General features: G+C 49.3%; 23 protein-coding genes. 12 read left to right on the top strand and 11 right to left on the bottom strand.

Annotated elements, in window-relative coordinates; genetic code table 11:
- Positions 1–223, top strand: a 223-nt coding sequence (locus AB7U36_RS03830; protein ID WP_428158486.1) for a CGGC domain-containing protein, incomplete at its 5' end; no start/stop codon positions are given.
- Between the two features lie 18 nt (positions 224–241).
- Here AB7U36_RS03830 and AB7U36_RS03825 read toward each other — a convergent pair.
- The gene (locus tag AB7U36_RS03825; protein WP_428158485.1) at positions 242–391 is read right to left on the bottom strand and encodes a hypothetical protein; all 150 of its coding nucleotides are present in this window, start codon (positions 389–391) and stop codon (positions 242–244) included.
- A 158-nt stretch (positions 392–549) separates the two neighbouring features.
- Here AB7U36_RS03825 and AB7U36_RS03820 point away from each other — a divergent pair, with 158 nt between their 5' ends.
- The 3 genes from AB7U36_RS03820 (at position 550) to cysS (ending at position 3,392) form a co-directional block, all read left to right on the top strand.
- Positions 550–1,287 carry a metal-dependent hydrolase gene (locus tag AB7U36_RS03820; protein ID WP_428158484.1) on the top strand — a complete coding sequence of 246 codons (738 nt, stop codon included), beginning with the start codon at positions 550–552 and terminating at the stop codon, positions 1,285–1,287.
- Between the two features lie 158 nt (positions 1,288–1,445).
- Positions 1,446–1,931, top strand: coding sequence for a 2-C-methyl-D-erythritol 2,4-cyclodiphosphate synthase (gene ispF, locus AB7U36_RS03815; protein WP_428158483.1), 486 nt, complete (start codon positions 1,446–1,448; stop codon positions 1,929–1,931).
- Between the two features lie 21 nt (positions 1,932–1,952).
- Complete coding sequence (gene cysS, locus AB7U36_RS03810; protein WP_428158482.1) at positions 1,953–3,392, top strand: cysteine--tRNA ligase; 1,440 nt, start codon at positions 1,953–1,955, stop codon at positions 3,390–3,392.
- A 92-nt stretch (positions 3,393–3,484) separates the two neighbouring features.
- On the opposite strand, the gene AB7U36_RS03805 is transcribed toward cysS, so the two are convergent.
- Both AB7U36_RS03805 and AB7U36_RS03800 read right to left on the bottom strand, forming a co-directional pair.
- Positions 3,485–5,161 (bottom strand): glutamine--tRNA ligase/YqeY domain fusion protein, encoded by a 1,677-nt coding sequence (locus tag AB7U36_RS03805; RefSeq protein ID WP_428158481.1) that lies wholly within the window; start codon positions 5,159–5,161, stop codon positions 3,485–3,487.
- Positions 5,162–5,227: 66 nt separating this feature from the next.
- On the bottom strand, positions 5,228–5,620 hold the full coding sequence (locus AB7U36_RS03800) for a CoA-binding protein (protein WP_428158480.1): 393 nt from the start codon (positions 5,618–5,620) through the stop codon (positions 5,228–5,230).
- A 90-nt stretch (positions 5,621–5,710) separates the two neighbouring features.
- Here AB7U36_RS03800 and uvrB point away from each other — a divergent pair, with 90 nt between their 5' ends.
- From uvrB to AB7U36_RS03775, 5 genes are all read left to right on the top strand, one after another.
- Positions 5,711–7,711 carry an excinuclease ABC subunit UvrB gene (gene uvrB / locus AB7U36_RS03795; protein WP_428158479.1) on the top strand — a complete coding sequence of 667 codons (2,001 nt, stop codon included), beginning with the start codon at positions 5,711–5,713 and terminating at the stop codon, positions 7,709–7,711.
- A 412-nt stretch (positions 7,712–8,123) separates the two neighbouring features.
- The gene (locus AB7U36_RS03790; protein ID WP_428158478.1) at positions 8,124–9,437 is read left to right on the top strand and encodes an ammonium transporter; all 1,314 of its coding nucleotides are present in this window, start codon (positions 8,124–8,126) and stop codon (positions 9,435–9,437) included.
- A gap of 69 nt (positions 9,438–9,506) precedes the next feature.
- A complete protein-coding gene (gene uvrC, locus AB7U36_RS03785; protein WP_428158477.1) occupies positions 9,507–11,327 on the top strand; it encodes an excinuclease ABC subunit UvrC in 1,821 nt (606 codons plus the stop codon).
- Between the two features lie 155 nt (positions 11,328–11,482).
- A complete protein-coding gene (locus tag AB7U36_RS03780) occupies positions 11,483–12,952 on the top strand; it encodes a 30S ribosomal protein S1 (RefSeq protein ID WP_428158476.1) in 1,470 nt (489 codons plus the stop codon).
- Between the two features lie 23 nt (positions 12,953–12,975).
- A complete protein-coding gene (locus AB7U36_RS03775; protein ID WP_428158475.1) occupies positions 12,976–13,821 on the top strand; it encodes an HAD family hydrolase in 846 nt (281 codons plus the stop codon).
- Between the two features lie 6 nt (positions 13,822–13,827).
- On the opposite strand, the gene AB7U36_RS03770 is transcribed toward AB7U36_RS03775, so the two are convergent.
- Genes AB7U36_RS03770 through AB7U36_RS03755 form a run of 4 tightly spaced genes read right to left on the bottom strand, consistent with a single transcriptional unit; the run spans position 13,828 to position 18,236 of the window.
- On the bottom strand, positions 13,828–14,547 hold the full coding sequence (locus AB7U36_RS03770; protein WP_428158474.1) for a pyridoxine 5'-phosphate synthase: 720 nt from the start codon (positions 14,545–14,547) through the stop codon (positions 13,828–13,830).
- 21 nt (positions 14,548–14,568) lie between these two features.
- On the bottom strand, positions 14,569–15,033 hold the full coding sequence (gene ybeY / locus AB7U36_RS03765; RefSeq protein ID WP_428158473.1) for an rRNA maturation RNase YbeY: 465 nt from the start codon (positions 15,031–15,033) through the stop codon (positions 14,569–14,571).
- Positions 14,930–17,311: an HD family phosphohydrolase gene (locus tag AB7U36_RS03760; protein ID WP_428158472.1), complete on the bottom strand. Its 2,382-nt coding sequence runs from the start codon at positions 17,309–17,311 to the stop codon at positions 14,930–14,932. The genes ybeY and AB7U36_RS03760 overlap by 104 nt, the downstream gene beginning before the upstream one ends.
- Positions 17,295–18,236, bottom strand: coding sequence for a PhoH family protein (locus AB7U36_RS03755; RefSeq protein WP_428158471.1), 942 nt, complete (start codon positions 18,234–18,236; stop codon positions 17,295–17,297). Before AB7U36_RS03755 ends, AB7U36_RS03760 begins: the two co-directional genes overlap by 17 nt.
- 110 nt (positions 18,237–18,346) lie before the next feature.
- On the opposite strand from AB7U36_RS03755, the gene AB7U36_RS03750 reads away from it, so the two are divergent.
- Complete coding sequence (locus AB7U36_RS03750; RefSeq protein WP_428158470.1) at positions 18,347–18,868, top strand: CvpA family protein; 522 nt, start codon at positions 18,347–18,349, stop codon at positions 18,866–18,868.
- Positions 18,856–19,650, top strand: coding sequence for a nucleoside triphosphate pyrophosphohydrolase (gene mazG / locus AB7U36_RS03745; RefSeq protein WP_428158469.1), 795 nt, complete (start codon positions 18,856–18,858; stop codon positions 19,648–19,650). The genes AB7U36_RS03750 and mazG overlap by 13 nt, the downstream gene beginning before the upstream one ends.
- Positions 19,651–19,663: 13 nt before the next feature.
- Here the strand turns inward: mazG and AB7U36_RS03740 are convergent, their stop codons facing one another.
- The 4 genes from AB7U36_RS03740 to AB7U36_RS03725 all read right to left on the bottom strand — a co-directional run bounded on the left by AB7U36_RS03740 (position 19,664) and on the right by AB7U36_RS03725 (position 22,390).
- On the bottom strand, positions 19,664–20,119 hold the full coding sequence (locus AB7U36_RS03740; protein WP_428158468.1) for a hypothetical protein: 456 nt from the start codon (positions 20,117–20,119) through the stop codon (positions 19,664–19,666).
- A 185-nt stretch (positions 20,120–20,304) separates the two neighbouring features.
- On the bottom strand, positions 20,305–20,607 hold the full coding sequence (gene flgM / locus AB7U36_RS03735) for a flagellar biosynthesis anti-sigma factor FlgM (RefSeq protein WP_428158467.1): 303 nt from the start codon (positions 20,605–20,607) through the stop codon (positions 20,305–20,307).
- Position 20,608: 1 nt separating this feature from the next.
- On the bottom strand, positions 20,609–21,043 hold the full coding sequence (locus tag AB7U36_RS03730; protein ID WP_428158466.1) for a DVU0524 family FlgM-associated protein: 435 nt from the start codon (positions 21,041–21,043) through the stop codon (positions 20,609–20,611).
- 60 nt (positions 21,044–21,103) lie between these two features.
- Positions 21,104–22,390, bottom strand: coding sequence for a class II fructose-bisphosphate aldolase (locus tag AB7U36_RS03725; protein WP_428158465.1), 1,287 nt, complete (start codon positions 22,388–22,390; stop codon positions 21,104–21,106).
- A gap of 393 nt (positions 22,391–22,783) precedes the next feature.
- On the opposite strand from AB7U36_RS03725, the gene AB7U36_RS03720 reads away from it, so the two are divergent.
- Positions 22,784–23,098, top strand: a 315-nt coding sequence (locus AB7U36_RS03720; RefSeq protein ID WP_428158464.1) for a TetR/AcrR family transcriptional regulator, incomplete at its 3' end; no start/stop codon positions are given.

The following is a 23,098-nucleotide window of genomic DNA, read 5'->3' as shown; positions in this document are numbered from 1 at the left end:
GGCGGACATGGCAAAAATTCTTAAGTCAAAAGGGGCCCAGGCTATCCATTTGTGCACCTGTGCATTTGCGTCCAAAACCCCAGAGGGGTGGGATAAGACCCAAGGCGGGTTCTGTCCGGACATTGAAGAGATCGCGGCTAATATTTCCCAGGCCTCAGGCCTGCCCTGCATCCTGGGAACGGCCCACCTGCCCAAGGATTATTCCCCGCTAACCTTTGAGTAAAAAAGAGACAAACACTACTCACATCCCGGGGAACAACAGAGGCCTGGGTGACATGGGTGGGAATCGTCCGGGTCTGGCGGACTGTTCCGCAATGGCCTGGGCAATGGGGACATTCAGGGCAAACAGAGTGGCTGCGGTCTCTTCTGTAACCGCAGCCACTGGAGCCATGTTTGCGGCCATTTCTTCCGACGCCCCAGCCACCCTGCTGACCCTTTTTGTTACAAATTTGAATCCTATATGCTATAACACCCAAGGATTGACCTAAAACGCAGTTCAAGGAGAATGGTTCGGTCTGAACAGTGGCGGATTTTAAAACACATCTTACCGTGGCAAGCATCGGAAGCAGCATTGCGGCGACAATGCTGCTTGCATCGGCCATTGCATCCCCCCAGGAAGTGCTGCTTTACTTTATTCTCGGGGTGGTGGGCGGCCTGTTGCCGGACATTGATTCAGACAATTCTTTAACGGTCCGGCTGGTGTTTACATTTAGTGCGACATTGATATCGTTTTTAGTCATGTTCAGACACCGGGTGGATAACACCGTGATAGAGCTGTTCATCATCTGGGCGGCAAGTTTTGTTTTTATAAAATTTTTTATTTTTTCCTTGTTTACGAAGCTGACGGCACACCGGGGCATTATCCATTCCATACCTGCGGCAGTGGTCTTTGGATGCATGGCTGCAATCGGCCTGAACCGCGTGTTTTATTTCAACGATTTTGTATCCTGGATGGCCGGGGGATTTGTTTTTGGCGGTTCGATTCTGCATCTTATACTTGATGAACTGTACAGTTTTAATTTTTTTAGTTTGAAAATGAAAAAATCCTCAGGCACGGCGTTTAAATTCGGAAGCATTGGGAATATCAAAGCAACCATCAGCATCTATATGCTCATTGCCGTCTTGTTTGTGGCTATGCCCAGCCACAACCGGTTTTTCTCCGTGATTTTTGCCCTTCAAACCTATGAGCAACTCGAGTTTTTTCCCAGTGGAAAATGGTTCAGCCAGCTGTGTGCCGAGCTTGGAAAAACAGATATCTTAAAAAATAAGGGCACTAAAAGCCTCTGACCTGCCTTGGGCAGTCTAAAAAGATGGGCGTGCAAGGGTTTAACCCCTGCCGGAATTCCCGAAAGTATCATGACAAAAACAAAATTGGATTTTTGACTTTTGGATTCAGGATGCATATATTAATGCGCTAATTTGATGCAAAGGAGAGGTAATCGCAGATGCATATAAGAGTAGGCACAGGAACCGATGTTCATGAGTTGGTGGCCGGACCCAGGCTGGTCATCGGCGGGGTCGAGATCGACCACCCCATGGGCCTGAAAGGACATTCGGACGCGGATGTGCTGCTTCATGCCGTTTGTGACGCCCTTTTAGGGGCTGCGGGCCTGGGTGACATCGGCGAACACTTTCCAGATACAGATCCGGCATATAAAGGCATGGACTCCACCCGGTTTCTGCATATATGCAAAGGGAAAATTCAGGATAAGGGCTTTATGGTCGCCAATCTGGACTGCACCATCTTTGCCCAGGCCCCGAAAATGAGTCCCCATAAAAAGGCCATGGCCGCCTGTATTGCCAAGGTTCTGGAATTGTCCCCGGACTGTGTGAACATCAAGGCCACCACCACCGAGCATCTGGGATTTATCGGCAGACAGCAGGGCATTGCAGCCCAGGCCACGGTACTGCTGTATAAAAATGGAAGTTAAGATACTACAGGATACACAGCAATGAGTTTACGGATTTATAATACCCTGAGCGGGAAAAAAGAAGCGTTTGTTCCAATTACAGCCAATAAGGCCGGCATGTATGTGTGCGGCCCCACTGTATATGACACCAGTCATATCGGGCATGCCAGGTCCGTGGTGGTGTTTGACGTGGTGTACCGGTGGCTGATGCAGCTCGGGTATGAGGTGACCTACGTGCGTAATTTTACGGATGTGGATGATAAGATTATCAAAAAATCCAATGAGACCAGCCTTGCCTGCACTGCCATCACCACAAAATATATTGATGAATTTCACAATGAAATGGACGCGCTCAATGTGCTTCGGCCCACCATCGCGCCCAAAGCCACCGAGCACATTGATCATATTATCCGTTTTGTCCAGCGTCTCATTGACCTGGGCAAGGCCTATCATGTGGCGGGCGGGGATGTCTATTTTTCCATTTCATCTTTCAGTGAATATGGAAAACTGTCCCGCCGCAACCCTGATGATATGCAGGCAGGCGCCCGGATTGCCGTGGACGATAAAAAAAGAAGTCCTCTGGATTTCGCCCTGTGGAAACCGGCCAAACCCGGAGAACCTTCCTGGGACAGCCCCTGGGGAAAGGGCCGGCCTGGCTGGCACATTGAATGTTCTGCCATGAGTTACGAATACCTTGGCGAAAGCTTTGATATTCACGGCGGGGGCAAGGACCTGATTTTTCCCCACCATGAAAACGAAATTGCCCAGAGCGAGGCTGCCTTTGGCGTACCCTTTGTCAAATACTGGATACACAACGGATTTGTGGATATCAACAATGAGAAGATGTCCAAGTCTTTAGGCAACTTCACCATGATCAAGGAGGTTCTGGCCGACTATAGTCCGGAAGTGATCCGCATGTTTCTGCTGTCCAAGCATTACCGGTCCCCCATTGATTACAGTGAAAACAGCATGCGTGAGGTCTGTGTGGGCCTTGACCGTATTTATGCTTTTCTGGCGCGTCTGGACAAGGCTGGCATTGCTCCGGAATCCGCCGGAGAGGAACACGGTTCTTTGTGGACGGATATTGTTGAGGCGTTGAACGATGATTTCAATTCAGCCAAGGCCATGGCCGGAGTTTTTGACGCGGTCAAGAAGGGCAATAAGCTGCTGGATGATGCTGATGACGCGCCCGGGCAAAATGACATAAAAATGCTGGCCGGTATTTATGCAGATATCAGGGCCGCTTCAAAAATCCTGGGCATTTTTATGATGTCCGCTGCTGACTATTTTGGGGCCAAAAAGGACAGGGCCATGGCAGACCAGGATGTGGACTCTACCATGATTGACGGCCTTATTGCCGAACGGGCCGCTGCCCGGAAGTCTAAAAATTTCGCCCGGGCCGACGAGATCCGGGACCAGCTTTTGGCAATGAAAATTGTGCTGGAGGATGGGTCCCAAGGCACAACCTGGCGCATTGAATAACAGCCACGGGTTGAGCCTGGTCTGTAAACACCCGGGCTCAACTCACAATGCAGGGCTAAAATCAGCGCCGCAGGCGCTTCCCCTTCTTGTCTCTAGTTTCTTGTCGCCACCTTTGCCCAGGTGTCCCTGAGGGTGACCGTGCGATTGAAAACCGGTTTTTCAGGGGTGCTGTCCTTTGAATCCAGGCAGAAGTAGCCTAACCGTTCAAACTGGTAAACCGCTTCAGGTTCAGCGTTTTCAAGGCTTCTTTCCAGTTTGGCGTTTTCCAGAATTTCAAGGGAGTCGGGATTGAGGTTTTCCACAAAATCCTGGCTGTCTCTTTCCGGATTCTCATCCTTGAAAAGCCTGTCATAAAGCCGGACTTGCGCATCTATGCAGTCCTGGGCATTTACCCAGTGGATGGTGCCCTTGACCTTTCTGCTGTCCGGGGCATTGCCGCCGCGGGTTTCAGGGTCATAGGTACAGATCAGTTCAATCACTTCCCCTGCCTCGTTTTTAATGGCCTCTTTGCAGGTGATCAGGTAAGCGGCCCGCAGGCGCACTTCCCGGCCCGGTCCCAGGCGGAAGAATTTTTTGGGGGGATTTTCCATGAAGTCGTCCTGCTCCACATAGAGATGCTTGGAGAAACTGACTTCCCGTTTGCCGGCTTCCGGTTTCTGGGGGTGGTTCATGGCTGCCAGGGTTTCGGTCTGTCCTTCGGGATAATTTTCCAGGGTGACTTTCAAGGGCCGGATAACGCCCATGGCCCGGGGGGAATTTTCGTTGAGGTCGTCCCGGAGGCAGGATTCAAGCAGGCTCATGTCAATGCGGCTCTCTTTTTTGGAGACCCCGATCACATCACAGAAATTACGGATGGCAGACGGGGTATATCCACGCCGGCGCATGCCTTCCAGGGTGGGAAGTCTGGGGTCATCCCACCCGGATACCATACCTTCGCTGACCAGGCGCTGCAGCTTTCTTTTGCTTAACACCGTATAGTTGATATTCATCCGGGCAAATTCAATCTGCTGGGGATGGCAGGGTATGGTTATATTGTCCAGGAACCAGTCGTACAGTGGCCGGTGATCTTCAAATTCCAGGCTGCACAGGGAGTGGGTGATCCCTTCCAGGGCATCGGAGATGCAGTGGGTGAAGTCGTACATGGGATAAATGCACCATTTGTCCCCGGTGCGGGGGTGGGGTGCTTTTTTGACCCTGTAGATCACCGGGTCCCTCATGTTGATGTTGGGAGAGGCCATGTCGATTTTGGCCCGCAGGATGTGCTCGCCTTCATCAAATTCTCCTTCTTTCATCCGCCGGAACAGATCCAGGTTTTCCCCAACGCTTCTGTCTCTGTACGGGGAGTTTTTGCCCGGCTCGGTGAGGGTGCCCCGGTATTCTTTCATCTCCTCTGCGGACAGACTGCACACATAGGCTTTGCCCTTTTTTATCAGTTCAACGGCAAAGTCGTGGAGGGCGTCAAAGTAGTCTGATGCATAGAACGGGGTATGATAGTCAAATCCCAGCCATTTGACGGTTGACATGATGGAATCAATGTAAATCTGTTTTTCCTTGGCCGGGTTGGAGTCATCAAACCGCAGGTTGCACTTCCCGTTAAACTGCTGGGCCATTTTAAAGTTCAGGCAGATGGATTTGGCATGACCAAGGTGCAGAAAGCCGTTGGGTTCCGGCGGAAAGCGTGTGACCACGCGGCCGTTGTTTTTATTGCCGGCAAGATCTTCTTTGATAATATTTTCAATAAAATGCCCTTTGGCGGTTTGTGTTTCCATTTGTTCTTCTTTCCAGATGGGTTCATAAAAAAATTTAATTAGATGAATCTAAATATCATATCCATATTAAGGATTAAAGGGTTTCGTGTATTGGCCGGTTTTCAGAAGAACCAGGGTACAAGCCTCCTGAACCTTGATTCCGGCGGATTTGAGCTTTTCATAGGCTTGGGGATTTTCCGTGCCGGGATTGAAGATCACCCGTTGGGGTTTGATGTCCAGAATCTGGTCAATAACTTTGTCCTGCCGGGCCGGGCTCAGGTACATGGTCACCGTGTCAATGGACTGGGGAATGTCGGAAAGCGTATGATAAACGGTTTTGCCTTCAATAACTTCGTGTTTGGGGGCTACGGGTACAGGGCTGTGTCCATATTCTTCCAGCATGGTCTGGGCCTTATTGGAATATCTGTCCTTTAAGGGGCTTGCACCTACCACGGCAACGGTCTCTTTTTTTTCTTCCATGGGTTTTGTACCTCCGGTGTGGTATAAATAATTTTTCACTCAACCACTATAAGTATCTGTCCGGAACAAAGGAAAGTACAGGAAAAATTTATGGGACTGTTTAATTTGGTGTCTCCCTATGGCCCGGCCGGCGATCAGCCAAAGGCCATTGGTTATCTGGTCCAGGGGGTAAGGGATGATGAAAAATACCAGGTGCTTTTGGGGGTGACAGGGTCGGGCAAGACCTTTACCATGGCCAACATCATCAGCCAGGTGGAAAAGCCAAGCCTGGTCATTGCGCCCAACAAGACCCTGGCGGCCCAGCTTTACAATGAGTTCAAGATGCTGTTCCCGGATAATTGCGTGGAGTATTTTGTCTCCTATTATGATTATTACCAGCCTGAAGCCTATATTCCGTCCTCGGATACCTATATCCAGAAGGACTCATCCATCAATGAACTGATTGATAAAATGCGGCACTCGGCCACCCGGAGCGTTCTGGCCAGAAAGGATGTGATCGTGGTGGCGTCGGTCTCCTGCATTTACGGTCTGGGTGCGCCCGAGGAGTACCTGGATCTGCGGGTGACCCTGGACAGGGACATGGAGATTTCACGGGAGGATGTGATCCGCAAATTTGTGGATATCCAGTACACCCGCAATGACGTGGATTTCCACCGGGGCACTTTCCGGGTCCGGGGGGACCGGCTGGAGATTTTTCCGGCCTACGAGGAAGACAAGGCCGTTCGCATTGATTTTTTCGGGGACACCATTGAAGAGATCAATGAGATTGATGCCTTGAAGGGTACGGTAATCAACCGTTTTGACCAGATGATCATCTATCCGGCCTCCCATTATGTGACCAATAAAAAGACCCGGAAACAGGCGGTTCAAAGCATTGTGGCCGAACTCAAGGAGCGGCTGGCCTATCTGAATGAACAGAACCTGCTGGTGGAGGCCCAGCGCCTGGAGGAGCGCACCCGGTACGATCTTGAGATGCTGGAGGAGATCGGGTATTGCAACGGCATTGAAAATTATTCCCGGCATCTTACAGGCCGGGCCCCGGGCCAGCCGCCACCCACGCTTCTGGATTATATGGATCAGGATTTTCTGCTTTTTTTTGACGAAAGCCATATTTCGGTCAGCCAGCTTGGGGCCATGTACAAGGCAGACCGCTCCAGAAAGGAGACCCTGGTCAAGCATGGGTTCCGCCTGCCGTCTGCCGTGGACAACCGGCCTATGAAATTCGAGGAGTTTAAAGCCCGGGTGCCCCGGACCATTTTTGTCTCTGCCACCCCCGGGGACTATGAACTGGAAAAAGCAGGTGTCCGGGTGGCCGAGCAGATTGTCAGGCCCACGGGCCTGCTTGATCCCCCGGTGGAGATCCGGGATGCCAAAACACAGGTTGACGACCTGTACCAGGAGATCCTCAAACGGGTGGAAGCCCGGGAGCGTGTGCTTGTCACAACGTTGACCAAACGCATGGCCGAGGACCTTACCGATTACTATTCAGACCTGGGGCTCAAGGTAAAATACCTGCATTCGGACATCGGCACGGTGGAGCGCATTGATATTATCCAGGACCTGAGAAGAGGTCTGTTTGATGTGCTCATCGGCATCAATTTGTTGCGTGAAGGCCTGGATATCCCGGAAGTCTCCCTGGTGGCCATTCTTGATGCGGACAAGGAGGGTTTTTTACGCTCTTTTCGTTCCTTTATCCAGATTTTCGGCCGGGCCGCCCGCAATGCCTATGGCCGGGTGATCATGTATGCGGAAAAAGAGACCGGTTCCATGCAACATGCCCTGGCTGAAACCCGCCGCCGCCGCAAAATTCAGAATGCATATAACCAGGCCCACGGCATTACACCGGCCACCATCAGCAAAAAGATCAACGCCTTTGATTACACCATGGCCGACATGAATGCCAATACCGTGGAAGCGGCTGTAAATGAGGAACTCAAAGCCTATGACGCAGATGAGCTGAACCTGGAAGATGTGATCCATGACCTTGAGGCAAAAATGAATCAAGCAGCAGAAAATCTGGAATTTGAGCAGGCAGCACAATACCGGGACAAGATCCGGGAACTGAAAAAGATCAAGGCAGCCCAGCCATGATAGAGGTGTCAGAATTAATTCCCCCCATTTGCTTTATCGATTTTTACATTATTGAAATTTTATTTTTACCAACCATCCTGTAAATTGTCATATGTACATGACAGCCGCATACTGAGTAAATTATTTAATAAAATTTAATTTGTTTCCTATTCCCCTGGAAGCTCTAACGCCACTATGAATAAAAACAAATCGTTTTATTGCAATTATGTAGCATTATTTTTTTATTTTTATAAACATATTTGAAATATACTGACTAACCAAGCGTTCTCTCGGATCGATATTGTTCTGGCGGGAAAATAAATTCTTTTTATTATGATATGTTAAAATAAATAATCGATTCTCCATAAGAATATGGCATGTCTATTGCTTTTTCACTTGAAATTTTTTGAATTAACAATAATGGAGCATGATTATGGTGAACAAGCAGCATATTCCTTTCGTTTTTGTAATTTTTGCAACGCCGCTGGCCGCAGCGGCTGGAGACGGTACGGTAATTGATAGCGGCAACACGAGCTGGATGTTGATTTCAACGGCCCTGGTTTTGCTCATGCTGCCGGGCCTGGCTATGTTTTACGGCGGCCTGGTACGGGCAAAAAATGTTCTGGGAACCATGATGCATACCTTTGTAGCCATGGCGGTGATCGGTGTGCTCTGGGTGGTCTGCGGATATTCATTGACTTTTGGAAAGAGCATTATGGGCGGATTTGTCGGATGGAACAGCGATTTCTTTTTTCTCAAAGGTATTGATGAAGCCGTGACCAACGGGATTCCTGAATATATCATTGCCATGTTCCAAGGAAAATTTGCCATCATCACGCCGGCTCTGATCAGCGGGGCTCTGGCAGAGCGGATCTATTTGCGAGGATATATCCTGTTTATTTCCCTATGGTTTCTGGTGGTTTACGCGCCACTGTGCCATTGGGTGTGGGCATCGGACGGCTGGTTGTTCAATTCCGGCGCAGCCGGGGTGATTGACCTGGCCGGGGGACTGGTTATTCATGTGTCGGCCGGTATCAGTGCCCTGGTGGCAGCTATATATATAAGGCCGAGACTGGGTCACCCCAAAATTTCCACCCCTCCGAACAATCTGACCATGACCCTCATCGGTGCCGGTTTGCTGTGGGTCGGCTGGTTTGGTTTTAATGCCGGTTCCACCCTTCAGAGCGGACTGGATTCAGCCAGGGCCCTGACCATGACCCAGATTTCTGCGGCAAGTGGCGCACTGGTCTGGCTGTGTATCGAAGGGATTATATACCGGAAGGCATCTGCGCTTGGTTTTGCGTCCGGCACACTGGCCGGCCTGGTGGTGATCACCCCGGCTGCTGCAGTGGTACAGCCATTGGGTGCTCTGTTCTTGGGCGCGGCATCGACTGTGACGTGTTTTTATGCGCTTCAGCTCAAAATAAAGCTGGGGTATGATGACACACTGGACTGTTTCGGAATCCACGGTGTAGGCAGCGCACTGGGCGTTCTTCTGCTCAGTTTTTTCATCCGCGATTCCTGGATGGCATCAGCCAGTGAAGCCGCCGGTCGGACCTGGACGGTTTTCGATCAGCTGTTGGTACAGCTCAAAGGGTTGGGAGCGACTATCCTGCTCGCCGGAGTTGCAACTATTATCCTGTGCATTATTGTGGAAAAAACCGTGGGCTTCAGACTGGATGAAGAAAGTGAATACACAGGACTTGACCAATCACTTCACGGCGAGAGGGGCTATGATTTCTCCTGATCAGTGAAAAAGTCCGGTGCCTTTTTACAGGTACCGGACCAGGATTCCATAGATCAAGACAACCCAGCCATGATTCCTGAGAAAATAAAAGAAAAATACGACCAGGCTCCCCATGCCCCCGGGGTTTATCTCATGCGGGACAAAAAGGGAAACATCCTTTATGTGGGCAAAGCCAAGGACTTAAAAAAGCGCCTGGCCTCATATTTTGTGAGAAAGGATCAGCCCGAGCCCAAGACAGCGGCCCTGCTGGCGCTAGTAGATGATTTTCACCTGGTGGTCACCCAGTCCGACCAGGAGGCTTTTATTCTGGAATCCAACCTGATCAAGGAAAATTCCCCTAAATATAATGTCATTCTCAAAGACGGCAAAAACTATCCGTTGCTGCGCATTGACATGAATGAACCCTATCCTTCCATCCAGCGGGTACGGCGTATTGAAAAGGACAAGGCCCTGTATTTCGGGCCGTATTCTTCCTCCAAGAGTGTGAATCAGACGTTAAAACAGATCCAGCGGATTTTTAAACTTCGAAAATGCCGGGACGCCCAGTTTAAAAACAGGTCCCGGCCCTGCCTGAATTACCAGATCAAGGCGTGTCTTGGACTGTGCTGCAATGAGGTGGATCCTGGGGAATACCAGGCCAGGGTCAAGGATGCGGTATTGTTTCTCAAGGGACGAACCCGGGAGGTGATCCAAAAGCTGCGTCTTGAGATGGCCGAATTTGCGGGTATCCAGGCTTTTGAAAAGGCGGCCCAGGTCCGGGATACCATCTTTGCCGTGGAGCGGATCATGGAGCGCCAGGTGGTGGTGTGTACCGACGGCCGGGACCGGGATGTGCTTGGGCTTGCCTGGGGCCGGGACCGGGCTGTGGTGACAGTGATGCAGGTAAGGGCCGGGCATTTGATAAATACAGCCTATTTCCCTTTGGAGCTGGGATTCAAGGAACCCGATGAGGTGCTGGCCGCCTTTGTGACCCAGTATTATGAAAAAGCCGCCCAGATACCGGGATCAGTCCTGTTCAGCCATCTGTCTGACGACATGGCCCGGGCTGAAGCCCGGATCAGTGGGGCGGCTGATCACCGGGTACATTTCCATTATCCGGTCCGGGGAGAAAAGAAACGGCTCGCTGATATGGCGCGCCTCAACGCAAGGGCAGAGCTTGACAAAATTTTGGCAAGGGAGGAGGAGGCCCGGGCAGGGCTTACCATGCTCCAGCATCTTCTGGGCATGGACCGGCTGCCCGAACGTATGGAGTGCTTTGATAACTCCAATCTCCAGGGTAAAGACCCCGTGGCTGCCATGGTGGTGTTCACCGGTGGCAGGCCTGATAAAAATGCCTACCGTAAATTTATTATAAAGGATATTGAACACCAGGATGATTATGCCTATATGACCCATGTACTTTCCCGTCGATTCCGGCATGACCGGGAAGATATGCCCCTGCCTGACCTGCTGGTGGTGGATGGCGGTAAAGGACAGTTGTCCATGGCCGTGAGCGTGGTCAGGGAACTTAGGCTGGAAGGCAAATTTACCCTGGCAGGCCTTGCCAAGAAGGATGCTGACAAGGGCGAGAAAGCAGACAAGGTTTACCTGCCGGGACGGTCTAATCCGTTGAATACAGCCCAGTCTGCCAAGGCCCTTTTCCTTTTAGAGCAGATCCGGGATGAGGCCCACAGGTCTGCCATTACGTTCCAGCGCGCCCGCAGGGAAAAGCGGGGAAAACTGTCCGTCCTTGACGGAATTGCCGGGATCGGACCTAAAAAAAAGAAGCTGCTGCTCACCACCTTCAAGGGCATTGATAATATCCGCATCCAGTCGCCGGAGACACTGGCCGATCTTCCCGGCATTACGCTGGACATGGCAAAGAATCTGCTCCGGGTGTTGGCTGAATAAGCTGCAATCTGGTGGACATTTATGCTCAACTGTTTTATTAGACATTGTTTTGTTTCGACAAAATTTAATGATTGTATTATGATTCAAATTTTTGGCGAAAACCCAATTAACAACGGACCCGTCAGCTTTAAAGACCAGCGGGCCGGGAGAACAAGATGAACGACAGGTTTGAGGACGACAACACTCAGAATACTGATCAGGGCACCAATGAGATGAGCTTTGAACAGATGCTTGATGCCTATGATTCGAAAATCGGCCGGGAATTCAAGCCCGGGGATATGGTGGAAGGACAGATCATTTCCATCGGAGAAAATTCAGTTTACCTGGACACGGGGACAAAGTCCGACGGTGTGGTGGATAAGTCCGAGCTGCTGGATGAAAATGGTGAATTTCAGTATTCAGTGGGTGATATCCTCAAACTGTACGTGGTCTCCTTAAGCGAAAGCGAAGTGATTCTGTCCAAGGTGGTTTCCGGGGCCGGGATGGCTGCCATGATTGAAGATGCCTATCACGGGCATACCCCTGTTGAAGGCCGGGTGACCGGCGTTGTCAAAGGCGGTTTCGCCGTGGATGTTCTGGGAAAAAAGGCGTTTTGTCCGGTGAGCCAGATTGATGTCAAATATGTGGAAACCCCCGAGGATTACGTGGGCCAGACCCTCCATTTCCTGATTACCCGGTATGGGGAAAAGGGCAGGAATATTGTTGTCTCCCGCAGGGATCTTCTCAATGAACAGATCAGGGAAGAACGTGCCGCATTCATGAAAGAACTGGCCGAAGGGGATACGGTCCAGGGCAGGGTGACCAAGCTGATGTCCTACGGCGCTTTTATTGCGCTTGCGCCCGGTGTGGAAGGCATGGCCCATATTTCCGAATTGAGCTGGTCCCGGGTGGAAAAGCCTGAAGAAGTGGTACGGGTGGATGATATTCTGCCTGTCAAGGTGCTGAAGATTGAAAAACCCCTTTCCGACGCCCCCAAAATTTCCCTTTCAGTTAAACAAACCTCTGGAAACCCCTGGGATAACATCGGCACCACCTTCAGTATCGGGGACCAGGTGAGCGGGAAAGTGGTCCGTCTGACCTCTTTCGGGGCTTTTGTGGAGATCGCCCAGGGTATTGACGGTCTGGTCCATATATCTGAAATGAGCCATGTGAAAAGGGTTCTGCGCCCCGAAGACGCGGTGGGTGTTGGTGAGACCATTCAGGTGGTGATCAAGGCCATTGACATGGATACCAAGCGGATTTCACTGAGCATGAAGGATGCGGCAGGCGATCCCTGGACCGGTGCTCTGGCCAAATATCCCGTGGGCAGTGTCGTGGACGGCACCTTGGAAAAAAAAGAAGGCTTTGGACTGTTTATCCGTCTGGAACCCGGTATTACAGGCCTGATGCCCATGTCAAACCTGCGGCAGTCCGCAGATGCAGGGAAATTTGAGTCTCTGAAACCCGGGGATACTGCACAGGTCCTGGTTCAGGAAGTGGATGAGGATAACCGGCGCATGACCCTGGCGCCTCCGGACCAGAATGCCTCAGGTAATTGGAAGCAATTTGCAAAAAGTGCCAGGGGAGGGGCTTCCTTTGGATCTATGGAAAGCATTTTGCGCGAAGCACTGGAGAAAAAGAAATAGGGACGGCCCCCCGGTGATTTAACATGTCAGCAATATTTATCACCGATTTTGACGGCACCCTGCTCACGGACGACAGGCGTATCCGTGGCCGGGATCTGGATACCTTGGCGGGGTTGAGAGCTGCCGGTGTAATAACGGTCATTGCCACAGGGCGCAGCTTTTATTCCTTCAGGCGCGCCCTTAAGCATATGGAGATTGGCCCGGAAGATCTGCCTTTGGATTATCTGATTTTTTCCACAGGTGCCGGCATCATGGTCTGGCCCGGCAGGCAATTGATCCGCTCCTGTTCACTTCCTAAAGACGGGGTCTTGGAAATTGCAGCCTGTTTTGATCGTATAGGTTTTGATTATATGATCCACAAGGCCATTCCCGACACCTCATATTTTCTATTTAAATTCACATCCGGTGACAATCCGGATTTTGTCCGGCGCATGGCAATGTATTCGGATTTTGGTACGCCCCTGGAAGCGGGAAGCACGATTTATGAGCAGTCCACGGAGGTCCTGGCCATTGTACCCGGCGGATTGCCTTGGGAGCAACTGGATGCGCTTCGCCGTGAACTGTCCGGATTCAGCGTGATTCCAGCCACCTCTCCTTTGGACCATAAATCTTCATGGATAGAGGTGTTTCCTTCCGGGGTCAGCAAGAGTGCGTCAGCCCAATGGCTGGCCCGGCATCTTGGTGTCGGCCGGGGAATGGTGACTGCCGTGGGAAACGATTACAATGACGAAGACCTTCTGGCGTGGGCGGGGCAGGGCTTTTTGATGGATAACAGTCCGGATGCGCTGAAAAAGAAATTTCTATGTTCAGGCGCCAACAATGAATGCGGGGTGAGTCTGGCAGCAAAGGCGGCAGGGCTGTTAAACTAATGTAAATTACAGATTTTTAATTAATTGCACCATGTCCCTGACTGCGGTGTCCATGCCTGTCATGACTGCTTTTGAGATGATGGCATGTCCGATACTGTATTCAGAAATCTCAGATAATCCCTTGAATGCTTTGATAGATTGGTAACAGATTCCGTGTCCGGCATGGACGCCCAGGTTCAGGCGGGCACCGATTTTGGCCGCATCCACAATCCTTGCATATTCCCTTTTCCGGTCATACGGGATTGTGGCATCGCAGAATGCGCCGGTATGTATTTCAATGGAATCGGCATCAATTCTGTGGGCCATTTTGATCTGATCCAGGTCAGGGTCAATGAAAATACAGACCTTGATCCCGGCATTTTTCAGGGTGGTTACGGCCTGGCGGATGTGCTCCATATGGGTAATTAGATCAAGTCCGCCTTCGGTGGTAAGCTCTTCTCTTTTTTCGGGTACCAGGGTGACGGTATCGGGTTTGATGTCCAGGGCAATACCCAGCATTTCACTGGTGGCTGCCATTTCAAGTATCAACCGGGTTTTTATTGTCTGGGAAATCAGCCGGACATCTCGTTCCTGGATGTGGCGGCGGTCTTCCCTGAGATGCACCACAATGGCATCTGCCCCGGCGGTTTCTGCGGCCAGGGCGGCCTGGACCGGTTCCGGGTATTTGGCGCCTCTTGCCTGGCGCAGGGTTGCCACATGGTCTACATTTACTGCGAGTTCAGCCATTTTGATATCCTTTTGACCTTCTTAGAAAGCGGTTAGATCCGGATTGCCTTCAATGCGCCTGAGCAGTTCCAGGCTCTTTTCTTCCATTTTCCGGGCCTGGTCCTCACCCAATTCATGGTCAAACCCCATCAGGTGAAGAATGCCGTGTATCAATAATTGAGACATCCGTTCATCGGTGGAAATCCCTGACTCCAGGGCCTCGGCCCGGGCCGTATCAAGGGAGATCACCACATCCCCGAGAAGTCCTGGGGTAATATCTGAAAATTCTCCTTCCTGCATGGGAAAGGAGAGCACATTGGTGGGAGCGTCTTTGCCCCGGTATGTCCGGTTCAGATCCCTGACCTGGGCATCATCCGTGATCACAATGGAAAGTTCGTGGTTGTCACAGCCCAAGGCGTTTAAGATCTGTTCGGTCTTTTTGTACAGGGGCGCTGTTGGCAGCCTCTCCTTTTGGCGGTTGTCTATCAGTATCCTTAGGTTTTCCATTCTTTTTTTCCTGGGGTTTGTCGGTGTACTCAATGCGGCTGTGATAGATGGAGGTTAAAATATTATTAAAACTTTTGGCAATCTGGTGCAGATCTTTCAGGGTCAATTCGCACGCTTCGAGCTGGCCGTCGGCAAATATGTCATTGATCAGCTCTTTGACCCGGCCCTGGATTCTGGATGGGGTGGGGCGCTCAAGTGCCCGGGTTGCGGCTTCTGCCACATCCGCGAGCATGACAATGCCTGCCTCCCTTGTCTGGGGTTTGGGACCCGGGTATCTGAAATCATCTTCATTAATGTTTTCATTTCCGGCTTTCAGGCTTTTGTTATAAAAATATTTTATAAGGGATGTGCCGTGGTGCTGGATAATGCCTTCCACAATTTCATTGCCCAGTTTGTATTGTTTGGCCATTTCCACGCCTTTTTTAACATGGCCGATGAGGATCAGCGCAGACATGGACGGGGAGAGCTTGTCATGGCGGTTCCGTCCGTCAGACTGATTTTCAATGAAATACATGGTTTTGTCCAGCTTGCCGATGTCATGGTAATAGGCCATGACCTTGGCCTTGAGACTGTCTGCATGGATGGCGGACGCGGCTGCTTCCGCAAGGGTTGCCACAATGACGCTGTGGTTGTAAGTGCCCGGGGCCTCGATCATCAGTTTTTTGATCAGGGGTTGGTCCAGATTTGAAAATTCCAGCAGTTTTGCAGCCGTGGTGTAATTGAACAGCACTTCGATTAAAGGCGTGAATCCTACCGTAAGAATGGCTGCAAATACACCGCCGCCCACGGCCATTGTCACCTGTTTAAGCAATACCCCCCAGTGTAGTACCTGGGAGGGCATGAAAAAACCCAGGGCAATGGCAAGACATGCATTGAGCAACGCCAGTTTGAAGCCGGCAACAATGAAATGGTGACGTTCGTTTCGTTCCTTGATCCAGTAGGCCGCTGTAACACTGGACAGAAAAAAGAACAAAAAGACCTGGAACCCGCCGCCAAAGGATATGGTGCATAAACTGCAAAGCACCAGAGAAAAATAGAGTGCAATGTCAAATCCCAGGAAAATGCAGGTGATCATGGCGGCAGCCGGCAAAGGTATCACCATATAAATTGTTCTTGAGGCCATTTCGCCGGCCATTTCCGGATTTGAGGAGTGGGCAATGTACACGGCGAGCTCGGTAAATCCGATATAAAGCAAAAGACCCAGGGTCAGAAAGGTCATGTGTTTATTCATGTCCCGGCCAAGCTTTGGATGATTTTTAAGGTACAGAAAATAAATTACAATAAGCAAAAGGCTGGTAAACATGCAGATGCCGGTAATGGTTATGATAACATCTTTATCCTCGACCTGTTCGTTTAAGGCGTTGAGCTTGACCAGTTTGAGTTCATCAACCCGCTCCCCTTCCCGAATGATCATTTCGCCTGCCTTGATCTGGTAAAGGGTGGGTTTGATACGTGCCTGGGCCTCCCGGATGCGCTTTTCCGTTTCGTTTTTATTCAGGGTGATATTGGGCTGCAAAAGCCGCTGGCAAATATCCACAACCAGGTTGGCCAGGCTGTAGTTGACGCCATTTAAGATGGGCTGACCCACGATTCTTACCATGGTCTTGGCCTGGTCCGGCCCGTAAAACACTTTTAGATTGGTAACTACACGTTCCTTGTGAGACTGAATCGTCCTCAGGGTGATACCTTTTTCCTCTTCAGCCATCAGAATTTCTTTGTTGCCCACAACCCCGTTGGTGAGGATATCGCCAATAATGGTTGAAATATATCCCGTAATCTCTTCGGAAAATTTTTCCTTGAACAGGATCTGGAATGCGCCTTTTGAAATTTCTATGCCCAGCCTTTTTTCAAATTCGGGCTTGAATACCAGGGCCATGGAAAAGGAAATATCCGGCGGGTCAGGGGGGGGGATGCCCAGGGCATTGTCCGGGGATTGGAACATCTGGCGCCCGAAATACATGGCCGATGTAATGTCGGTGGTGATATTTTTTAACAGGTTGGAATCAAAATCATATACAGTTCTGAGTGATGTCTTGGCATCATTCATCCTGGCCAGGTTGGTGGCCTTGTCTTCTATAAAGAAATCTTTGGGGGCTTTGATGTCCCTGCCTGCCACATCCCCTATTTCGTATACATATGATTCTGTGGTCTGCTCAACGGTCTGGGCCAGGGCGAACAGGAACACCACCAGAAAAAACATCACCGGCGGGAGATATGGGGTGGATGACAGGGCATTTCCGGCCCGTTTAAACCACCCCCGGTTATTTGCTTTTTTCATAAGCGTCTATGATGTCTGACACCAGCCGGTGCCTGACAACGTCATCCTTTGAGAATTCTATGAATGAGATCCCCCTTATCCGGGCAAGCAGCTTTCTGGCTTCCTCCAGCCCTGATTTTTTCCCTCCGGGCAGGTCTGTCTGGGTAATATCACCTGTGATAATGGCCTTTGAACCGTATCCGATCCGGGTCAAAAACATTTTCATCTGCTGGGAGGTGGTGTTCTGGGCCTCGTCCAGGATGATAAACGCATTGTTCAGGGTTCTGCCTCTCATAAATGCAATGGGTGCAATCTCAATGGTTTCCTTCTCAATATAGGCTCTGGCTTTGTCAAAATCAAGCATATCATAGAGGGCATCGTACAGGGGCCGTAAATACGGATTTATTTTTTCAGCCAGGTCACCCGGAAGAAAACCCAATGCCTCTCCTGCTTCCACTGCGGGACGGGTGAGAATAATTTTTTTTACATCACCCTTTGTGAACGCTGCAACGGCCATGGCCATGGCAAGGTAGGTTTTGCCGGTACCGGCCGGCCCAATGCCGAAAAGGATATCGTTGGATTTTATGGCCTCGGTGTATGTCAGCTGGGTTGACGTTCGGGGCGTAATAGGTTTGTTCTTGTCCGTTACCACTATTGTGGTGGTAAATATTTTTTTCAATGGGGTGGCCCCGCCCTGTTGAACCGCATTGATGGCTGCATCTACAACAGCAGGTGTCAGCCGTATGTTTTCTTCCAAAAGATCGTAAAGCTGGCTGATCAGGTCGATTGCCTTGTCTGTTTTTTTTTCTGAGCCACTGACTGAAATTGCACCGCCCCTTGAGTTGACTATAACCCCAAAAGCCCGGGCGATTTTTTCCAGGTTGACATTGTGTGTCCCAAAGAGTTTCTGGGCAAGGGCGATGTTTTGGAACTCAAGATTTTTCATGGGCTATAGGGTGCATTTTATTGGTTTAAAGGTCAATAAAAATCTTGACGGGCAAGTTGCCCTGCTGTTATCTGTTTATTCTTTGGAACCATATTAAATTAAGGGAAACTATGAATTTTTTCGACCTTTGCGTATTGATCATTGTGGGGTTTTGCCTTGTTCGGGGTGGCTTTAAGGGCCTGGTCCGGGAAATCTCCGGTATAGTGGGTGTTGTGGCCGGTTTCTACGGGGCCAATACCTATTATCCCCAGCTGATGCCCTATATGGATTCATGGATTTCATCACTGCAGCTTCAAAAACTTGTTTGTTTTTTTCTATTGTTCTGTCTGATTCTTATTGCTGTGGGGCTTGTGGCCGCCCTGATCCACAACTTGCTGAAAATTGTGTTTTTAGGCTGGGTGGACAGAACATTCGGTGTTATCTTCGGGGCTGCCAAAGGCATACTGATCACAACCGTCCTTTTTATAATGATCACAAGCTTTGTGCCCAGCGGCAGTAATCATATGTCTGCATCCCGCACTGCACCCTACCTTGCCCAGGTTGCTGATGCCCTGACCCTGTTTATTTCCCGGAACATCAAAACAGATTTCAGTAACGAATTGGAAGGATTAAGAAAAACGTGGAAACAATAGTTCCCCTGCTTGAGATTATCCGAAGACTTCGGGGGGAGAACGGATGTGTCTGGGACAGGAAACAGACCCCGTCTACCATGTGGAAGTGCCTGGCAGAAGAGTTATATGAACTGGAAGAAGCCATTGTCAAAGATGATGAGGATAACATTGTAGAGGAGCTTGGAGACGTTCTTTTCCAGATCCTCTTTATTATGGAAATTTATGCCGGCTCCGGCAGATTTTCATTTGAACGCGTGGTCAATACCGTGGCTGATAAAATGATTCGTCGCCACCCCCATGTTTATGGTGACAGCCGGATTACATCCGAAGATGGGTTGAATAAACAGTGGGATGCGATTAAGGCTGGGGAGAAGAGCGGTTCCGGCATATCTGAAAGACGCTCTGCCCTTGACAATGTGCCAGGCGGGATGCCGGGGCTGCTGCGGGCTTTGAAAGTTTCCAAATCTGCAGTAAAAGCCGGATTTGAGTGGGACAACCTGAGCCAGGTACTGGATACGGCTGTTTCGGAAATACGTGAATTTGATGCTGCACTCTCCATGGGCCAGGATGCTGCCATGCTTGAATTTGGTGATATCCTTTTTTCCCTTGTGAATGTGGCAAGATTTGCCGGTTTTCATCCGGAAACAGCGCTGTACCGGTCTACTTCCAAATTTGAGCAGAGATTCAGAATTATGGAAGCTTCCCTTGAAAAACAAGGCCTTGATTTAAAGCAGATGCCCTCCGAAGAAAAGGAGAAGCACTGGCAGGCAGCCAAACAGGTGTATGCACAAAAAAAGTCCTGACCTCCTTTCTTGTTTACAGGTAATCGCCCCTCTGGAATTTCAAATATTCGGTTTTGGCAGCAACAACCGTGCTGGTGGCAATATCTATGAGATCCTGGTCATCTTCCCCTAAAGACAAGGTTTCTTCCAATAAAGATGAGGCGTCAGCATTGAGTTCTTCAAGCGCAGGCTCAATGTCCTTTAAAGAGACACTGGTATCATCAAGCTGGGATGCATAGCTTTCCAGGCTGTTCAGCAGTTTGTCGGTTTTATCCGTGACAATGGAAGATACGGTTTGAATGTCAAAATCGAAGGCAGGGATTTCACCTAATTCGCTGATCTGTGTTCTTTCTTCGGGCTCCTGTGTTTTCTCCAGTGCGGAATTGAGCAAGGATTCAAATCCCTGTGCCTGTCCACTGGTCTTGGATACCTGGGTTGACTGATTGTCAAGTAGTTGGGTGATACCTTGGATGTTGTTAATATGGGTCATATTGTCCTCCTTTTTTCTTTAAGGAAGAGTTTAGCAACAAGTGTGCCAGTTGTTTGTGCGATTTTAATAGCGGGAGGATGTTATATATTTTATTTAAAAATCAAATAGTTATGCTATAAAAATAAAAACCCTCCTGCCTGAACATTTTCGATGCGTCGGGCAGGAGGGAAAAAGATGCCGCCTGGTTAACCCACCTCATTCATAATAGACCCGATCATTTTTTCCGCTACCTGCTCGGCATTCACCGTGTACTGATTGGACTGCACCTGCTGTTTGAGGTCTTCAACCATTTGGGCTCTATCCTCAGGTTCCTGGGCAGACGCGGCAGATATTTTCTGAAGGTCCCTGGTGGTGGAGGATAAATTAATGCTGTCTGAAAGAGTCTCTTTCGATTGTTTTCCCTGATCCGCCGACGTATTGGCGGTGGTACCGGCATTGTTTGCAGTGTAACTTTGATTGATATACTGCGGTGTGGTATTAATTTTCATGTTAAACACCCTCCTGGGATTCCATGTTGGAATCAGCCACCTGGCGCGCCAGCTCCGTCATCCGTTCGACAATAAATCTGGAATCCTCCACGGACAAGGTCTGGACAACCTTATTATTATTTTCATCAACCGAGGTATAGGTGAATTGATTTCTCCCTTTACTAAAATCAATTTCTTTCCCCAGCTCTTTTTCAATCTGACCGGTGATCTGGGCCTCATCTTTTTCATTGGGGCCTTCGGTGATAATTTTGTCAACAATGTTGCTTGCGACCTTATCTATAATGGCCTGACGCTTGCCTTCCGATGAGATGTTGACACTGTCCGCAGAAACCTTGTTGGCATCGCTGAATTTATTCTTGCCCAGCAGTTTGCCCTGGCTAAATTGCCTTGAATACACTTTCAAGACATTTTGTATTTGGTATGAAGGGATCTGCATTTTAAATTTCTCCTTGAACCCAATATCGGCTTGGTGAAATTAAAACTTTAGAAAAAATTTTTAATCATCAAAATTTCCTTCAGGGCTTTTATCTCCAATAATCCGGGAAGCTTTATCAATAATTTTTTCCCGGGTCCATTCATTTTTTTGTTCAATTTTTTTTGCTTTGAAACCAGGCATGTGTGACTGGGTTTCAAAAATTTGTTTTTTTACCAGGTCCGCTGTGTCTGTCGCGTTGAAAACCTCAGTGAGCAGCGTAAACACAAAGTTTTCAACGCCTTTGACCATTCGCTCCCGGACAGGCCCATCCTGGGCTGTCAGAAGATTTTCAAAAGGAAGATTCAGTTTTTTAAAGTTCCCCTTTTGCCAGCCATTGGCTGCGGCAAAATCGCACATGTTTTCCCAGGTGACCCGGGTGACCCCTTTGCCGGTCTCTTTAATGAACCTGCCCGACTCATCCATGATGGCATTGCCGAAATCATTAACCTTCACCCCCCAGGAGATCATCTGAAGGGCCGTGGCAACATTGGCCTTTGTGGTTCTTGTGTCTTTGGCAATCCGGCGCAACCGGTCGGAATTGTTTCCCGATGTACCGTGCTGGGCACCGGAAATTCCGTAAGGGGCCAGTGTCTTATGGATTTCCGCAGTCAAAGCGACATTGATGCCTGAATCGCTTTGTTCAATGCCATGGGTGGTGCCGTTGTTCAAAGCGATCCAGTCCGGAAAAATGCTGTGGGCATTGAGTCCCTGGATAAGAAACAGCGCTTCTTCAGGCGTTGAAAGGCCCTGTATCCCTTTTATCTCACCGACTTCGGTTTCAAGGCCTGCCCATTCAGGTACATACGGATTTAATTCAATATTGGCTAAAAGGTTCTGGTCATCGGGCATGTGGGATGCGTCGATGGCAATGGAGGTAATGCCAGCATCAAATAAAGACCGGATTTCGGTTTTTGCAGGTGTAATCTCTTCGGTTTTTTTAATTCCGAAATGGTCTGCATGTATGGCTACGGGAATGGTGATCCCCATTTCATTCATATAGGCATCGGTCTGCCTTGCAATGTTCCAAAGGCTGGTGGCGCAATAGGCCCCTGTGCCGCCTTCGGAGCGCGCAATTTCGATGATAACGGCAGCATTGGCACGCTGGGCTGCGGCAAGGGTTCCTTTGATGACAAAAGCATTTCTGCCGTTGGCTGCAATGGTCATGCAACTGCCTTTGGCCAGCATGGCGCGGTCAATATATTTCCCGCTGACAATTAATGCTTTTGAGTTGGGGAAGCATTTTTTCACATTGGGGGGCCTGCCGTAATCAAGCAGTTTGCAGTATTCTTCGGATTGTGGATGGGTCATGATGAAATCCTCCCGTATATATGTAAGATATTTCATGTTAAGAATGTTTAGGATGCATAATTTTTTTACATTAAAATAATCTAAAATCAAGTTCAATAAAAGAAATGAACGTAATTATTCAAAAAATTACCCGGTGGAACATTGTATGGGAAATTCCAAAATGAATAGATATTCATGGTTTTTTTTTAGGGAGTGAAAAACAGACTGATCCGGGTATGATAAAATTCGTATGCTTTACTATGTTGTAAGTGCAAGATATGTTGTCATAATAGCTTCTGTTTTGAAAATTGTTACAAGGCTTGACATTTACGCGGATCTATTGTTAGCTTGCGCGGATTTATGGTTAGATGGATGATCCGTTATTCATTTGGGTAAGAAAAAGGATGAACACATTTGCAGAAAAGTAAGTCCGAGAAATATCATAAAATTTTAAACAGTGCCGGCGCCGTGTTTGCGGAGCATGGTTTTTACAAAGCCACCATTTCACAGATTGCCGCCAGGGCAGGTGTGGCGGACGGCACCTTATACCTTTATTTCAAGAACAAGGACGATATCCTTTATCAGTACCTGAGCTTTAAAACAGAGGTGGTGTTTGAAAAAATGAATGCTGCCGTGGCCAATGGCACAGATGCGGAAAGCAAACTGAGAAAACTGATCCGCTGTCATCTTCAGGAGTTTCAAAATGACAAAAACATGGCAATTATTTTT

Source organism: Desulfobacter sp., from assembly GCF_050177295.1.
Note: the sequence above shows the minus strand (reverse complement) of the source record. Positions and strands in the feature narration are given on the sequence as shown.

Excerpts from the sequence above, each read along its gene's own strand:
- AB7U36_RS03770 (WP_428158474.1), bottom strand. The coding sequence starts at position 14,547 with ATGGCTGAACTCGCAGTAAATGTAGACCATGTGGCAACCCTGCGCCAG.
- AB7U36_RS03755 (WP_428158471.1), bottom strand. The coding sequence starts at position 18,236 with ATGAAAAATCTTGAGTTCCAAAACATCGCCCTTGCCCAGAAACTCTTT.
- ybeY (WP_428158473.1), bottom strand. The coding sequence starts at position 15,033 with ATGGAAAACCTAAGGATACTGATAGACAACCGCCAAAAGGAGAGGCTG.
- cysS (WP_428158482.1), top strand. The coding sequence starts at position 1,953 with ATGAGTTTACGGATTTATAATACCCTGAGCGGGAAAAAAGAAGCGTTT.
- AB7U36_RS03725 (WP_428158465.1), bottom strand. The coding sequence starts at position 22,390 with ATGACCCATCCACAATCCGAAGAATACTGCAAACTGCTTGATTACGGC.
- AB7U36_RS03780 (WP_428158476.1), top strand. The coding sequence starts at position 11,483 with ATGAACGACAGGTTTGAGGACGACAACACTCAGAATACTGATCAGGGC.
- AB7U36_RS03730 (WP_428158466.1), bottom strand. The coding sequence starts at position 21,043 with ATGCAGATCCCTTCATACCAAATACAAAATGTCTTGAAAGTGTATTCA.
- ispF (WP_428158483.1), top strand. The coding sequence starts at position 1,446 with ATGCATATAAGAGTAGGCACAGGAACCGATGTTCATGAGTTGGTGGCC.
- flgM (WP_428158467.1), bottom strand. The coding sequence starts at position 20,607 with ATGAAAATTAATACCACACCGCAGTATATCAATCAAAGTTACACTGCA.
- AB7U36_RS03825 (WP_428158485.1), bottom strand. The coding sequence starts at position 391 with ATGGCTCCAGTGGCTGCGGTTACAGAAGAGACCGCAGCCACTCTGTTT.
- AB7U36_RS03790 (WP_428158478.1), top strand. The coding sequence starts at position 8,124 with ATGGTGAACAAGCAGCATATTCCTTTCGTTTTTGTAATTTTTGCAACG.
- AB7U36_RS03750 (WP_428158470.1), top strand. The coding sequence starts at position 18,347 with ATGAATTTTTTCGACCTTTGCGTATTGATCATTGTGGGGTTTTGCCTT.
- AB7U36_RS03760 (WP_428158472.1), bottom strand. The coding sequence starts at position 17,311 with ATGAAAAAAGCAAATAACCGGGGGTGGTTTAAACGGGCCGGAAATGCC.
- AB7U36_RS03740 (WP_428158468.1), bottom strand. The coding sequence starts at position 20,119 with ATGACCCATATTAACAACATCCAAGGTATCACCCAACTACTTGACAAT.
- AB7U36_RS03800 (WP_428158480.1), bottom strand. The coding sequence starts at position 5,620 with ATGGAAGAAAAAAAAGAGACCGTTGCCGTGGTAGGTGCAAGCCCCTTA.
- AB7U36_RS03775 (WP_428158475.1), top strand. The coding sequence starts at position 12,976 with ATGTCAGCAATATTTATCACCGATTTTGACGGCACCCTGCTCACGGAC.
- AB7U36_RS03805 (WP_428158481.1), bottom strand. The coding sequence starts at position 5,161 with ATGGAAACACAAACCGCCAAAGGGCATTTTATTGAAAATATTATCAAA.
- uvrB (WP_428158479.1), top strand. The coding sequence starts at position 5,711 with ATGGGACTGTTTAATTTGGTGTCTCCCTATGGCCCGGCCGGCGATCAG.
- uvrC (WP_428158477.1), top strand. The coding sequence starts at position 9,507 with ATGATTCCTGAGAAAATAAAAGAAAAATACGACCAGGCTCCCCATGCC.